Annotated in this window: 12 protein-coding genes and 1 pseudogene; 11 read left to right on the top strand and 2 right to left on the bottom strand. The window is 53.5% G+C overall.

Annotated elements, in window-relative coordinates:
- Window positions 1-190 precede the first annotated feature (190 nt).
- The 4 genes from dnaK (at window position 191) to nhaR (ending at window position 5,704) form a co-directional block, all read left to right on the top strand.
- Window positions 191-2,113: a molecular chaperone DnaK gene (gene dnaK / locus NMC31_RS06945; protein ID WP_253897403.1), complete on the top strand. Its 1,923-nt coding sequence runs from the start codon at window positions 191-193 to the stop codon at window positions 2,111-2,113.
- 86 nt (window positions 2,114-2,199) lie between these two features.
- Complete coding sequence (gene dnaJ, locus NMC31_RS06940) at window positions 2,200-3,333, top strand: molecular chaperone DnaJ (protein WP_015965988.1); 1,134 nt, start codon at window positions 2,200-2,202, stop codon at window positions 3,331-3,333.
- 193 nt (window positions 3,334-3,526) lie between these two features.
- Window positions 3,527-4,696 carry a Na+/H+ antiporter NhaA gene (gene nhaA, locus NMC31_RS06935; protein WP_253897402.1) on the top strand — a complete coding sequence of 390 codons (1,170 nt, stop codon included), beginning with the start codon at window positions 3,527-3,529 and terminating at the stop codon, window positions 4,694-4,696.
- Between the two features lie 111 nt (window positions 4,697-4,807).
- Window positions 4,808-5,704 carry a transcriptional activator NhaR gene (gene nhaR, locus NMC31_RS06930; protein ID WP_253897401.1) on the top strand — a complete coding sequence of 299 codons (897 nt, stop codon included), beginning with the start codon at window positions 4,808-4,810 and terminating at the stop codon, window positions 5,702-5,704.
- Between the two features lie 64 nt (window positions 5,705-5,768).
- Here nhaR and rpsT read toward each other — a convergent pair whose 3' ends face one another.
- Window positions 5,769-6,032, bottom strand: coding sequence for a 30S ribosomal protein S20 (rpsT, locus tag NMC31_RS06925; protein WP_041686324.1), 264 nt, complete (start codon window positions 6,030-6,032; stop codon window positions 5,769-5,771).
- A 106-nt stretch (window positions 6,033-6,138) separates the two neighbouring features.
- Between rpsT and NMC31_RS06920 the strand changes: the two are divergent.
- From NMC31_RS06920 to rihC, 7 genes and pseudogenes are all read left to right on the top strand, one after another.
- Window positions 6,139-6,355, top strand: a pseudogene (locus tag NMC31_RS06920) (DUF2575 domain-containing protein).
- Window positions 6,356-6,362: 7 nt separating this feature from the next.
- On the top strand, window positions 6,363-7,301 hold the full coding sequence (gene ribF / locus NMC31_RS06915; RefSeq protein WP_253897400.1) for a bifunctional riboflavin kinase/FAD synthetase: 939 nt from the start codon (window positions 6,363-6,365) through the stop codon (window positions 7,299-7,301).
- Window positions 7,302-7,337: 36 nt separating this feature from the next.
- On the top strand, window positions 7,338-10,187 hold the full coding sequence (ileS, locus tag NMC31_RS06910) for an isoleucine--tRNA ligase (RefSeq protein ID WP_253897399.1): 2,850 nt from the start codon (window positions 7,338-7,340) through the stop codon (window positions 10,185-10,187).
- A complete protein-coding gene (gene lspA / locus NMC31_RS06905) occupies window positions 10,187-10,681 on the top strand; it encodes a signal peptidase II (protein ID WP_149463029.1) in 495 nt (164 codons plus the stop codon). The genes ileS and lspA overlap by 1 nt, the downstream gene beginning before the upstream one ends.
- A 167-nt stretch (window positions 10,682-10,848) precedes the next feature.
- Window positions 10,849-11,298: an FKBP-type peptidyl-prolyl cis-trans isomerase gene (fkpB, locus tag NMC31_RS06900; RefSeq protein WP_149463030.1), complete on the top strand. Its 450-nt coding sequence runs from the start codon at window positions 10,849-10,851 to the stop codon at window positions 11,296-11,298.
- A 1-nt stretch (window position 11,299) separates the two neighbouring features.
- Window positions 11,300-12,250, top strand: coding sequence for a 4-hydroxy-3-methylbut-2-enyl diphosphate reductase (gene ispH / locus NMC31_RS06895; RefSeq protein WP_149463031.1), 951 nt, complete (start codon window positions 11,300-11,302; stop codon window positions 12,248-12,250).
- Between the two features lie 66 nt (window positions 12,251-12,316).
- Window positions 12,317-13,231 (top strand): ribonucleoside hydrolase RihC, encoded by a 915-nt coding sequence (gene rihC / locus NMC31_RS06890; RefSeq protein ID WP_149463032.1) that lies wholly within the window; start codon window positions 12,317-12,319, stop codon window positions 13,229-13,231.
- A 51-nt stretch (window positions 13,232-13,282) separates the two neighbouring features.
- Here the strand turns inward: rihC and NMC31_RS06885 are convergent, their stop codons facing one another.
- Entirely contained in the window at window positions 13,283-14,989 is a 1,707-nt protein-coding gene (locus tag NMC31_RS06885; RefSeq protein ID WP_253897398.1) for an alpha-amylase family glycosyl hydrolase, read from the bottom strand.
- Window positions 14,990-15,026: the final 37 nt, after the last annotated feature.

Genomic DNA, 15,026 nt, shown 5'->3' with positions numbered 1-15,026 from the left:
GCCGTCTGTTTAGCAATACAAAAAATTTTTTACCTTTCCCCCTTGATGGATGCGGTTACGACCCCATCTTGTAGTCAACCGCAGTGGTGAGTCTGAAAAAAAACGATTCAGGGCAGTTGAAACGGCACGTTTCGCCCTTATTACAGATTCACAACCACATGTTGACCGAATTTTTAGTGGAGACGTTTAGATGGGTAAAATTATTGGTATCGACCTGGGTACTACCAACTCTTGTGTAGCGATTATGGATGGCACTACTGCACGTGTGCTGGAGAACGCCGAGGGCGATCGCACCACACCTTCTATCATTGCTTATACCCAGGATGGTGAAACTCTGGTTGGTCAGCCGGCTAAACGTCAGGCAGTGACAAACCCGCAAAACACCCTGTTTGCGATTAAACGCCTGATTGGCCGCCGCTTCCAGGACGAAGAAGTTCAGCGTGACGTTTCTATCATGCCGTACAAAATCGTTGCCGCAGACAATGGCGACGCATGGCTGGATGTGAAAGGCACCAAAACTGCACCGCCGCAGATCTCTGCTGAAGTGCTGAAAAAAATGAAGAAAACGGCTGAAGATTACCTGGGTGAACCGGTAACGGAAGCGGTTATCACCGTACCTGCATACTTCAACGATGCTCAGCGTCAGGCAACCAAAGATGCTGGCCGTATCGCGGGTCTGGAAGTAAAACGTATCATCAACGAACCGACCGCTGCCGCACTGGCTTACGGCCTGGATAAAGAAGTCGGCAACCGCACTATCGCGGTATATGACCTGGGTGGTGGTACTTTCGATATCTCTATTATCGAAATCGACGAAGTTGACGGTGAAAAAACCTTCGAAGTTCTGGCAACCAACGGTGATACCCACCTGGGTGGTGAAGACTTCGATACCCGTCTGATCAACTACCTCGTTGACGAGTTTAAGAAAGATCAGGGCATCGACCTGCGTAACGATCCGCTGGCTATGCAGCGCCTGAAAGAAGCAGCAGAAAAAGCGAAAATCGAACTTTCTTCTGCTCAGCAGACCGACGTGAACCTGCCGTACATCACCGCAGACGCGACCGGTCCGAAACACATGAACATTAAAGTGACGCGTGCGAAACTGGAAAGCCTGGTTGAAGATCTGGTTAACCGTTCCATCGACCCGCTGAAAGTGGCTCTGCAAGATGCTGGCCTGTCTGTGTCCGATATCCAGGACGTTATCCTGGTCGGTGGTCAGACGCGTATGCCAATGGTTCAGAAGAAAGTGGCTGAATTCTTTGGTAAAGAGCCGCGTAAAGACGTTAACCCGGATGAAGCTGTGGCTATCGGTGCGGCTGTTCAGGGTGGTGTATTGACCGGTGAAGTGAAAGACGTACTGCTGCTGGACGTTACCCCGCTGTCTCTGGGTATCGAAACCATGGGCGGCGTAATGACTGCGCTCATCAACAAAAACACCACGATCCCGACGAAACACAGCCAGGTGTTCTCTACCGCTGAAGACAACCAGTCTGCGGTAACCATCCACGTGATTCAGGGTGAACGTAAACGTGCGTCTGATAACAAATCTCTGGGTCAGTTCAACCTGGATGGTATCAGCCCGGCACCGCGCGGCATGCCGCAGATCGAAGTCACCTTCGATATCGATGCTGACGGTATCCTGCACGTTTCCGCGAAAGACAAAAACAGCGGTAAAGAGCAGAAAATCACCATCAAGGCTTCTTCTGGCCTGAACGAAGAAGAGATCCAGAAAATGGTGCGCGAAGCGGAAGCGAACGCCGAATCTGACCGTAAGTTCGAAGAACTGGTTCAGACGCGTAACCAGGGTGACCATCTGCTGCACAGCACCCGTAAGCAGGTTGAAGAAGCAGGCGAACAGCTGCCGGCTGATGACAAAACCGCTATCGAGTCTGCACTGACTGCACTGGAAGGTTCTCTGAAAGGTGAAGACAAAGCCGACATTGAAGCGAAAATGCAGGCGCTGGCGCAGGTTTCCCAGAAACTGATGGAAATTGCTCAGCAGCAGCATGCTCAGCAGCAGGCTGGTGCAGCAGGCGCTGATGCTTCCGCGAACAATGCGAAAGATGACGATGTTGTCGACGCAGAGTTCGAAGAAGTAAAAGACAAAAAATAATCGCCCTTTGATTGGGTAATTACTGACACGGGCGAAGAGGGTTTCCTCTCCGCCCGTTCATGCATGTTAGGGGCAGATAAAAAACAATGGCAAAGCAAGACTATTACGAGATTTTAGGCGTTTCCAAGACAGCGGAAGAGCGTGAAATCAAAAAGGCGTACAAGCGCCTGGCCATGAAATATCACCCGGACCGCAACCAGGGTGATAAAGAGGCCGAAGCCAAATTTAAAGAAATTAAAGAGGCTTACGAAATCCTGACCGACGCGCAGAAGCGTGCGGCCTACGACCAGTATGGTCATGCTGCCTTTGAACAGGGTGGTATGGGCGGTGGCGGCGGCTTTGGCGGCGGCGCTGACTTCAGCGATATCTTTGGTGACGTATTTGGCGACATCTTCGGCGGCGGTCGTGGCCGTCAGCGTGCTTCACGCGGTGCCGACCTGCGCTACAACATGGAATTGACCCTTGAAGAAGCGGTCCGTGGTGTCACCAAAGAGATCCGCATCCCGACGCTGGAAGAGTGTGACGTTTGCCACGGAAGCGGCGCTAAAGCGGGTACCCAGCCACAAACCTGCCCGACCTGTCATGGCGCAGGCCAGGTGCAGATGCGTCAGGGCTTTTTCGCCGTACAGCAGACCTGTCCGCACTGTCAGGGTCGCGGCACGCTGATTAAAGATCCGTGCAACAAATGTCATGGTCATGGTCGCGTTGAGAAAACCAAAACCCTGTCAGTTAAAATTCCGGCGGGTGTGGATACCGGCGATCGCATTCGTCTTTCCGGCGAAGGTGAAGCAGGGGAACATGGTGCACCAGCAGGCGATCTGTACGTTCAGGTTCAGGTAAAACAGCATGCTATCTTCGAGCGTGAAGGCAATAACCTGTACTGTGAAGTGCCGATTAACTTCGCCATGGCGGCGCTGGGCGGTGAAATCGAAGTGCCGACGCTGGATGGTCGCGTTAATCTGAAAGTGCCAGGCGAAACCCAAACTGGCAAACTGTTCCGCATGCGGGGTAAAGGTGTGAAATCCGTTCGCGGTGGCGCGCAGGGTGACCTGCTGTGCCGCGTAGTGGTAGAAACGCCGGTTGGCCTGAACGACAAGCAGAAACAGTTGCTGAAAGAGTTGCAGGAAAGCTTTGGTGGCCCGACAGGTGAGAAAAACAGCCCGCGCTCGAAAAGCTTCTTTGATGGCGTGAAAAAGTTCTTTGACGATCTGACGCGCTAACGCTGAGCTTGTGCAATAAAATCTGAAACCCCGTGCTCGCATGGGGTTTTTTATTTGCAGTCACGATTCTGATTCATTCACAAGAAACATCGTTAAAACTGAATTATAATCCAGAAATAAACTTATTTTGCCGATCTTTTATTCGCGATACCCTAGTTTAATCGATGAATAAGCAGTAAAAGAGAGAGTAAAAGTGAAACATCTACAGCGTTTCTTTCATGGTGATGCTTCTGGCGGGATAATCCTGATTATTGCGGCGAGCCTTGCCATGCTTCTGGCAAATATGGGGGCGACCAGCGGTCTCTACCATGCCTTTCTGGATACGCCGGTCCAGTTGAAAGTGGGCGCGCTTGAAATCAATAAAAACATGCTGCTGTGGATCAACGATGCGTTGATGGCGGTCTTCTTCCTGCTGATTGGCCTGGAGGTCAAGCGCGAGATGGTTGAAGGCGCGCTGGCAACCCGTCGGCAGGCCATTTTCCCGGTTGTCGCCGCAATTGGTGGAATGGTGGTACCGGCGCTGGTGTATCTCGCATTTAATTATCAGGATCCGATTGCCAGCAGCGGTTGGGCAATTCCTGCCGCCACAGATATTGCATTTGCATTAGGCGTTCTGGCGTTGCTTGGCAGTCGCGTACCGGCATCCTTAAAAATCTTCCTGATGGCATTGGCGATTATCGATGACCTTGGCGCCATTGTTATTATTGCGTTGTTTTACACTAACGATTTATCGCTATTGTCCCTGGCGGTGGCTGCTGCGGCTATTGCGGTATTGGCTATCCTGAACGTCAGCGGTGTGCGTCGCACCGGGCTCTATATTCTGGTGGGCGTGATCTTGTGGACAGCGGTACTGAAGTCGGGGGTTCATGCCACGCTTGCCGGGGTGATTGTCGGCTTCTTCATTCCACTGAAGACGCAAAACGACAAGTCACCGGCGAAGCAGCTGGAACATGTGCTGCATCCCTGGGTAGCGTTTATGATTCTGCCGCTGTTCGCCTTTGCCAATGCGGGCGTATCCTTGCAGGGCGTGACGATGGAAGGGTTAACCTCGCTGCTGCCGCTGGGCATTATCGCCGGCCTGTTTATCGGTAAGCCGCTGGGGATTTCCCTCTTCTGCTGGCTGGCGCTGAAGCTCAAGCTGGCGCGTCTGCCGGAAGGGGCAAACTTCTCGCAGATCATGGCGGTCGGTCTGCTGTGCGGTATCGGCTTTACCATGTCTATCTTTATCGCCAGCCTCGCGTTTGGCGCGGTCGATCCGGCGCTGATTACCTGGGCTAAGCTCGGCATTCTGCTGGGCTCGCTGCTGTCGGCAGTCGTGGGATACAGTTTGCTGCGTATGCATCTGAAGCCAGAGCAGGCATAATTAACGTGAATGATTTGCCGGATGGCTACGTTCATCCGGCCTACCGAAGCGTAGGTCGGATAAGCATCAGCGCCATCCGACGTGATGACGAATTCAGGGAGGAAACCACAGATGTCGCACATTAATTACAACCATCTCTACTATTTCTGGCATGTCTATAAAGAAGGCTCGGTCGTTGGCGCGGCAGAAGCGCTGTATCTGACGCCGCAAACCATCACCGGGCAGATTAAAGCTCTCGAAGAGCGTTTGCAGGGCAAGCTCTTCAAACGCAAAGGGCGCGGTATTGAACCCAGCGAACTGGGTGAACTGGTGTTTCGCTATGCCGATAAGATGTTTACCCTGAGCCAGGAGATGCTCGATATCATCAACTACCGCAAAGAGTCGAATTTGCTGTTTGATGTGGGCGTAGCCGATGCGCTCTCTAAAAGGCTGGTGAGCGGGGTGCTGGACGCGGCTGTCGTGGAAGATGAACAAATTCATCTGCGTTGCTTTGAATCGACGCACGAGATGCTGCTTGAACAGCTCAGCCAGCACAAGCTGGATATGATTATCTCTGACTGTCCAATCGATTCTACCCAGCAGGAAGGGCTTTTTTCGGTGAAAATTGGTGAATGTGGCGTCAGTTTCTGGTGCATGAACCCGCCGCCGGAAAAACCGTTTCCCGCCTGCCTGGAGGAGCGTCGTTTGTTAATACCGGGCCGCCGCTCGATGCTCGGACGCAAGCTTTTGAACTGGTTTCACACCCAGGGGCTGAAAGTTGAAATTCTCGGTGAGTTTGATGATGCGGCATTAATGAAAGCCTTTGGCTCTGCGCACAATGCGATTTTCGTGGCACCGACGCTTTACGGACATGATTTCTTTGCCGATGAGAGCATTATCGAGATTGGCAGGATGGAGAGTGTGATGGAGGAGTACCACGCCATATTTGCTGAGCGAATGATTCAGCATCCGGCGGTACAGCGTATCTGTAACCGGGATTACGCCGCGCTGTTTGCGTTTCCTCAATAAAACACAGACGTAAAAAAACCCGCACGAAGCGGGTTTTTTCAACAAAGCGATAACAAGCGGGCGATTAAGCCAGTTTGTTGATCTGAGCGGTCAGGTTTGCTTTATGACGCGCAGCTTTGTTTTTGTGGATCAGACCTTTAGCAGCCTGACGGTCCACGATCGGTTGCATTTCGTTAAATGCTTTAACTGCAGCAGCTTTGTCGCCAGCTTCGATTGCTGCGTATACTTTCTTGATGAAAGTACGCATCATAGAGCGACGGCTTGCGTTGTGCTTGCGAGCCTTTTCAGACTGAACGGCGCGCTTCTTAGCTGATTTGATATTAGCCAAGGTCCAACTCCCAAATGTGTTCTATATGGACAATTCAAAGGCCGAGGAATATGCCCGTTTAGCCTTCTTTTGTCAATGGATTTGTGCAAATAAGCGCCGTTAATATATCAACGCTTCATTACGTATTGATGGCGCAGGATTCTACCAGCTTGTCGGCGATGAATACAGCCTTTCCGGCATAAAATTCGCACGACCAGCACAGATTTTCTTGCCTTTTATCGTGATGCTGATGAAATCATTGTCTCTTTCCCTGTACAAGGTGCAATCGCCGGTTAACGTCGACTGCTGTACAAGGTATACTTTGGCGATTTTCACTCTTTTGAGCCAGACATGAAGCTGATACGCGGCATACAAAATCTCAGTCAGGCCCCGCACGGGTGTGTGCTGACCATTGGAAATTTCGACGGTGTGCATCGTGGCCACCAGGCGTTGCTACAGGGTCTGCGTGCCGAAGGGCGTGCGCGTAATTTGCCTGTCGTGGTGATGATTTTCGAACCGCAGCCGCTGGAGCTGTTTGCGGGTGATAAGTCCCCCGCGCGTCTGACGCGTCTGCGTGAAAAGCTACGCTATCTGGCCGAGAGCGGCGTCGACTATGTCGTCTGTCTGCGTTTTGATCGTCGCTTTGCCGCGCTGAGCGCACAGGACTTTATCCGCGACCTGCTGGTGAAGCGTTTAGGCGTCCAGTTTTTGGCTGTGGGTGATGATTTCCGCTTTGGCGCTGGTCGTCAGGGTGATTTCTTGTTATTACAGAAGGCGGGCGCTGAGTTTGGCTTTGATGTCACCAGCACGCAAACCTTCTGCGAAGGCGGTGTACGCATCAGCAGCACCGCTGTGCGCCAGGCGCTGGCGGATGACCAGCTCGAACTGGCTGAAAATTTACTGGGGCATCCTTTTACTATCTCCGGGCGCGTGGTGCACGGCGATGAGTTGGGGCGTACTATCGGTTTCCCGACGGCAAACTTACCGCTGCGTCGTCAGGTCTCCCCGGTTAAAGGGGTTTATGCGGTAGAAGTGACGGGGCTTGGCGACAACGTGTTTACCGGCGTTGCCAATATCGGTACCCGCCCAACGGTGGCTGGCGTGCGTCAGCAACTGGAAGTGCATCTGTTGGACGTTGTAATGGACCTCTACGGTCGCCATATAGACGTTATCCTGCGTAAAAAAATACGCAATGAGCAGCGATTCGCGTCGCTGGATGAGCTTAAGGCGCAAATCGCGCGTGACGAATTAACGGCCCGCGAATTTTTTGGGCTTTCAAAACCGGCTTAATGCCTGAATACGTTTAAATACGGAATCGAGAATCTAATGAGTGACTATAAATCTACCCTGAATTTGCCGGAAACAGGGTTCCCGATGCGCGGCGATCTTGCCAAGCGCGAACCGGGAATGCTGGCGCGTTGGACCGAAGATGACCTGTACGGCATCATTCGTGCCGCGAAAAAGGGCAAAAAAACCTTCATTCTGCATGATGGCCCTCCTTATGCGAATGGCAGCATTCATATTGGTCACTCTGTTAACAAGATTCTCAAAGACATTATTATTAAGTCCAAAGGTCTGACGGGCTACGACTCTCCGTACGTGCCAGGCTGGGACTGCCACGGTCTGCCAATCGAACTGAAAGTCGAGCAAGAGTTTGGTAAGCCGGGCGAGAAGTTCACCGCCGCAGAGTTTCGCGCCAAATGCCGTGAATACGCAGCGGGCCAGGTTGACGGTCAGCGTAAAGACTTTATCCGTTTGGGCGTGCTGGGCGACTGGCAGCATCCGTACCTGACCATGGATTTCAAAACCGAAGCCAACATCATTCGTGCGCTCGGTAAAATCATCCACAACGGGCACATGCTGAAAGGCGCGAAGCCGGTTCACTGGTGTGTCGACTGCCGTTCAGCGCTGGCTGAAGCGGAAGTGGAATACTATGACAAAACCTCTCCGTCCATCGACGTGGCCTTCCACGCGGTTGACGCGGATGCGGTAAAAGCGAAATTCGGTGTTGCCAACGTCAACGGGCCGGTTTCTCTGGTTATCTGGACCACCACCCCGTGGACGCTGCCAGCAAACCGCGCAATTTCGCTGTCTAAAGAGTTCGACTACGCGCTGGTGCAGGTTGATGGCCAGGCCGTTATCGTGGCGAAAGATCTGCTTGATGGCGTGATGAAACGCATCGGTGCGGCAGATTACACCGTTCTGGGCACCGTAAACGGCGCTGAGCTTGAACTGATGCGTTTCCAGCACCCGTTCATGGGCTTCGATGTGCCGGCGATTCTGGGCGACCACGTGACGCTGGACGCGGGTACCGGTGCGGTGCATACCGCCGGTGGCCACGGCCCGGACGACTACACCATCAGCCAGAAGTATGGTCTGGAAATCGCTAACCCGGTTGGTCCGGATGGCGCTTACCTGGCGGGTACGTACCCAGGGCTGGACGGCGTTAACGTCTTCAAAGCCAACGATAAAATCGTTGAGCTGCTGCAAGAGAAAGGCGCACTGCTGCACGTAGAAAAAATGCAGCACAGCTACCCTTGCTGCTGGCGTCACAAAACGCCGATCATCTTCCGTGCGACCCCGCAGTGGTTCATCAGCATGGATCAAAAAGGCCTGCGTATTCAGTCGCTCAAAGAGATCGACCGTATCGAGCAGGAAGGTCTGGCGAAAGAAAATCTGAGCGGTTGGATCCCGGCATGGGGTAAAGCGCGTATCGAATCGATGGTGGCGAACCGCCCTGACTGGTGTATCTCCCGTCAGCGTACCTGGGGCGTGCCAATGTCGCTGTTCGTGCATAAAGACACTGAAGAGCTGCATCCGCGTACCACTGAACTTATTGAAGAAGTGGCGAAATACGTTGAGAAAGACGGTATTCAGGCGTGGTGGGATCTTGACCCGCGTGACATCCTCGGCGATGACGCAGACAACTACGTGAAAGTGCCGGATACCCTGGACGTGTGGTTTGACTCCGGGTCTACCAGCTACTCCGTGGTTGATGCGCGCCCGGAATTTGGCGGCCATACGCCGGATATGTATCTGGAAGGTTCTGACCAACACCGTGGCTGGTTCATGTCTTCTCTGATGATCTCCACGGCGATGAAAGGCAAAGCGCCTTACCGTCAGGTACTGACTCACGGCTTCACCGTGGATGGTCAGGGCCGTAAGATGTCTAAATCCATCGGTAACACCGTTTCTCCGCAGGACGTGATGAACAAACTGGGCGCGGATATCCTGCGTCTGTGGGTGGCATCAACCGACTACACGGGTGAAATGGCTGTTTCTGACGAAATTCTGAAACGTGCTGCCGACAGCTATCGCCGTATCCGTAACACCGCGCGCTTCCTGCTGGCGAACCTGAACGGGTTCGATCCGCTGAAAGACATGGTGAAACCGGAAGAGATGGTCGTTCTGGATCGCTGGGCGGTTGGCTGTGCGAAAGAAGCGCAGGAAGACATTCTGAATGCGTACGAATCCTACGATTTCCACGAAGTGGTACAGCGTCTGATGCGCTTCTGCTCCGTTGAAATGGGCTCGTTCTATCTCGACATCATCAAAGATCGCCAGTACACCGCGAAAGCAGACAGCGTAGCGCGCCGTAGCTGCCAGACTGCGCTGTACCACATCGCCGAAGCGCTGGTGCGCTGGATGGCGCCGATCATGTCCTTCACCGCAGATGAAATCTGGGGCTACCTGCCGGGCGACCGCGAGAAATACGTGTTCACCGGTGAATGGTATGAAGGCCTGTTTGGTCTGGGCGAAACCGAAGCCATGAACGACGGCTTCTGGGACGTTCTGCTGCAGGTGCGTGGCGAAGTGAACAAAGTTATCGAACAGGCACGTGCGGATAAGAAAGTCGGCGGTTCTCTGGAAGCGGCAGTGACCCTGTACGCGGAACCCGAACTGGCGGCGAAACTGACCGCGCTGGGTGAAGAACTGCGATTTGTCCTGTTGACCTCGGGGGCGAACGTTGCGGAATATAGTGCCGCACCTGCTGATGCTCAGCAGAGCGAACTGCTCAAAGGGCTGAAAGTAGCGCTGAGCAAAGCCGAAGGTGAGAAGTGCCCGCGCTGCTGGCATTACACTCAGGACATCGGCAAGGTGGCGGAACACGCAGATATCTGTGGACGCTGTGTCAGCAACATCGCCGGTGACGGCGAAAAACGTAAGTTTGCCTGATGAGTAAATCGATGTGTTCAACAGGGCTACGCTGGTTGTGGCTGGTCGTCGTCGTGCTGATTATCGATCTGGGCAGCAAATTCCTGATCCTCCAGAACTTTGCTCTGGGGGATACGGTATCGCTGTTCCCGTCGCTTAATCTGCATTACGCGCGCAACTATGGCGCGGCGTTTAGCTTCCTTGCCGACAGCGGCGGCTGGCAGCGTTGGTTCTTCGCCGGTATCGCTATCGGTATCTGCGTGGCGCTGACGGTGCTGATGTACCGCTCGAAGGCCACCCAGAAGCTCAATAACATCGCCTATGCGCTGATTATTGGTGGCGCGCTGGGTAACTTGTTTGACCGCCTGTGGCATGGCTTCGTGGTCGATATGATCGACTTCTACGTCGGCGACTGGCACTTTGCCACCTTCAACCTGGCCGATAGCGCAATCTGCGTCGGTGCGGCGTTGATCGTGCTGGAAGGTTTCTTACCTTCCAAAGAGAAAAAACAATAATAAAATCATTGCCGGATGGCGCTTCGCTTATCCGGCCTACATGAATATCACCCATTGTAGGCCGGATAAGCGAAGCGCCATCCGGCGAAAAGACCGCAATAAAGTCTTGTGTGCCCGCTGAGCGTAGCGCTTCCGGGCAGACAGGCTGAAACTTAGAGCAAACCTGCATGTCTGAATCTGTACAGAGCAACAGCGCCGTTCTGGTGCATTTCTCACTGAAACTCGATGACGGTTCTACCGCCGAATCGACTCGCAACAATGGCAAGCCGGCGCTGTTCCGCCTGGGCGATGGCTCGCTCTCCGAAGGGCTGGAACAACATCTTCTTGGCCTGAAAGCGGGTGACAAAAAAGAATTTTCTCTGGAGCCGGATGCCGCGTTTGGCATCTCCTCGCCAGACCTGATTCAGTACTTCTCCCGCCGCGAATTTATGGATGCGGGCGAACCTGAAATCGGCGCAATCATGCTCTTTACCGCTATGGATGGCAGCGAGATGCCTGGCGTTATTCGCGAAATTAACGGCGACTCTATCACCGTTGATTTCAACCACCCGCTGGCAGACCATACCGTTCATTTTGATATTGAAGTACTGGAGATCGATCCGGTACTGGAGGCCTGAAATGCAGATCCTGTTGGCTAACCCGCGCGGCTTTTGCGCAGGTGTAGACCGCGCTATCAGCATTGTTGAAAACGCGCTGGCGATTTACGGCGCGCCAATCTACGTGCGTCATGAAGTGGTACACAACCGTTATGTGGTCGACAGCCTGCGCGAGCGCGGGGCGATTTTCATCGAGCAGATCAGTGAAGTGCCGGACGGCGCGATTCTGATTTTCTCCGCTCACGGTGTTTCGCAGGCTGTGCGTAACGAAGCGAAAAACCGCGACCTGACAGTCTTCGATGCCACCTGTCCGCTGGTGACCAAAGTTCATATGGAAGTGGCTCGCGCCAGCCGTCGTGGTGAAGAATCCATTCTGATTGGCCACGCCGGTCACCCGGAAGTGGAAGGCACGATGGGTCAGTACAGCAACCCTGAAGGGGGAATGTACCTGGTGGAATCGCCGGAAGATGTCTGGACACTGGATGTTAAAAACGACGCCAAACTGTCGTTTATGACCCAGACCACGCTCTCCGTTGACGATACGTCTGATGTGATTGATGCGCTGCGCAAGCGCTTCCCGAAAATCGTTGGCCCGCGTAAAGATGATATCTGCTACGCCACCACTAACCGTCAGGAAGCCGTGCGTTCGCTGGCGGAACAGGCTGATGTGGTGCTGGTCGTGGGCTCGAAAAACTCCTCTAACTCCAACCGTCTGGCTGAACTGGCACAGCGGATGGGCAAAGCGGCCTATCTGATTGACGATGCCACAGATATCCAGGAAGAGTGGGTGAAAGACGCCGCCTGTGTCGGTGTGACCGCCGGGGCTTCCGCGCCAGACATTCTGGTGCAGAATGTGATTGCGCGCCTGCAAACCCTCGGCGGAGGCGAAGCCATCCCGCTGGAAGGTCGTGAAGAGAACATTGTCTTTGAAGTCCCGCGCGAGCTGCGAGTGGATGTTCGTGAAGTCGAGTAAGTTATTACCTTCATAAATATGACAATATGCCAGACTTAATGTCTGGCATTTTTTTATGGAGGAAATATGCGCCTGCCGATTATTCTTGATACCGATCCTGGCATTGACGATGCCGCTGCCATTGCGGCTGCTTTGTTTTCCCCGGCGCTGGATCTCCAGTTAATGACCACCGTGGCGGGCAACGTTTCCGTCGAAAAGACCACGCGTAACGCCCTCCAGTTGCTGCATTTCTGGGAGGCAAACGTTCCGCTGGCGCAGGGGGCGGCAAAGCCATTGGTGCGCCCGCTGCGCGACGCGGCCTATGTGCACGGGCAGTCGGGTATGGAAGGTTATGACTTTACCGAACATCAGCGCCAACCGCTGGAGAAACCGGCGTTTATCGCCATTCGCGATGCGCTGATGCATTCGCCTGAACCTGTCACTCTGGTTGCGATTGGACCGCTCACTAATATCGCGCTACTGCTCTCTCAGTATCCGGAGTGTCAGTTTAATATCCGCCGCCTGGTGATTATGGGCGGCTCAGCCGGGCGCGGTAACTTCACGCCAAACGCCGAATTCAACATCGCCATCGACCCGGAAGCTGCCGCACAAGTCTTCCAGAGCGGGCTGGAGATTGTGATGTGCGGTCTGGATGTGACTAACCAGGCCGTCCTGACGCCAGAGTATCTGGCCACGCTCCCGGTGCTCAACAAAACTGGCAAAATGCTGCACTCGCTGTTCAGCCACTACCGTAGCGGCAGCATGCAAAGTGGCCTGCGCATGCACGACCTCTGCGCTATTGCGTGGCTGGTACGCCCGGAGCTGTTTACCCTGAAACCGTGCTTTGTCGCGGTCGAGACGCAGGGAACGTACACCGCCGGTACTACAGTTGTAGACATTGAGGGCCGACTCGGCCAACCGGCGAATGTGCAGGTTGCGCTGGGGCTGGATGTGGACGGATTCCGCGCGTGGGTGGCGGAGGTGCTGGCAGCCGCACCCTAGTTGCAGGATGTAATGTCATATGCCCGTATCGCTACGGGCATATTGCTACGTCTATGCGGTGTGATTTATCCAGCATATCTGCCAGGGTTGAAGCGTGATGGCCCCCTGAATTTTCTCGCCAGTGAATAGACACTCGCCGTTGATATCCAGCGCGAGTGGCTGCGCTTCTCCAGTCACATTCACAACGCAGGTTATCATTTCTCCCGAGACAACATCATGACGACGCACGCCAAAAAACGCGTCCGCAAGCGCGAGCGTTGTCTGCGTTGCCGCGGGTGAAAAGGCCGGATGAGCTTTGCGAATCACAAGCAATTGTTTGAGCGCACTGAAGATCATGCATCGCAGATGATGCGGCGCCAACAGGTCTGGCTCTAATGCTTCTAAGGTGAGTTTCTCTCGATTAATGCGGCGATTGATGCCCGATTGTTCAACGCCAGCAAGATCGTTTTCGCTGCCCAGCAGGCTGTGGTAGTAAATAGCGGGAACGCCTTTTAATGCCATGAGAATTGCGTGAGCGGCCGTCGTTTTTGCCACTTTGATGGCATTGCTATCGCCCGGCTCGCTCAGGGCGCTGAGATAGTTAATGTTTAATTCATAGGGCGATGTGGAACCATCACTATTATTTTTCCACGAGACGCGTCCTTTTTTACGCAGCGTTTCGCTGACCAGAAAATCTCTTTCCGCATTATCCAGCAGGTTTTCCGTTGGCCTGAGTCCAATGCCATCGTGGCTGGCGAGGAAATTAAAGAACGTCGCTCCCGGTGGCAACAGCTCGTTATCCAGCGATGTCGACCATTGACGCAGCCAGCGTGCATTGCCGCGCAAAAAGGCGTGTAGCGTGAGTGGTGGTAAAGGGAACTGATACACCATCTGCGCTTCGTCGCCCTGACCAAAATAGGCAATATTCTCCTGATGAGGCACGTTGGTTTCAGTAATAATGCGGCAGCCCGGAAATATGGCATCCAACAGCAATCGCCACAGGCGAATAATCTGGTGCGCTTGCGGAAGATGAATACAGGTTGTGCCAGACGCTTTCCAGATAAAGCCAATCGCATCAAGGCGGATAGATGTCGCGCCATGTGCGGCGTAATAAAGCAGGATATTAATGCTTTCGAGTAAGACGTCAGGTTCATTGAAATTAAGATCGATCTGATCGTCGCTGAATGTTGTCCAGATTTGTACGCACTTCCCATCACGACGCGTAAACGCACTAAATAGCGGTGATGTTCTGGGGCGAACCACATTTTGATAATTGGCGTTTTTATCCGCTTCAATAAAGAAGTGTTGATAGTCAGGGTTACCCTTCAGATATTCAGTAAACCATTCGCTGTGTTGGGAAATATGATTGATGACACAGTCAAACATCAGAGAAAAGTCGCCAGATAACGCCTGAATATCCGACCATGAACCCAATGCAGGATCGACGCCGTAATAATCAATCACGCTGAATCCGTCATCCGAACTGTAAGGGAACATCGGAAGCAGGTGAATATCACTCACGGTCGGAGCCAGGAACCGGCGGGCAAAGGTATGCAGCGCCTGTAGTGGCGTACCCGTTGCGGCGGAAATCGCATCGCCATAGGTAATGAAATAAACGGTTTTTTCATCGAGTGGCGAAAAGTGCCGGGCCTCTGTATGCCACTTTTGCGCGCAGGACAGGATCGCCTCAGCAATTCGCGGAGACTCTTGTCCTGGATATAGTGCCTCAATAAGCGAGACGATCTGAGGGCGAAGGGCGGTAATGGATGTTGGGGTCATAAACAGGTCCTGTGGAGAATGCTTGTGTTCTGAGGCG

This window comes from Pseudocitrobacter vendiensis, assembly GCF_943590815.1.
GTDB classification, from domain to species: Bacteria; Pseudomonadota; Gammaproteobacteria; order Enterobacterales; family Enterobacteriaceae; genus Pseudocitrobacter; species Pseudocitrobacter vendiensis.
This window is presented reverse-complemented; position numbering and strand designations above follow the sequence as displayed.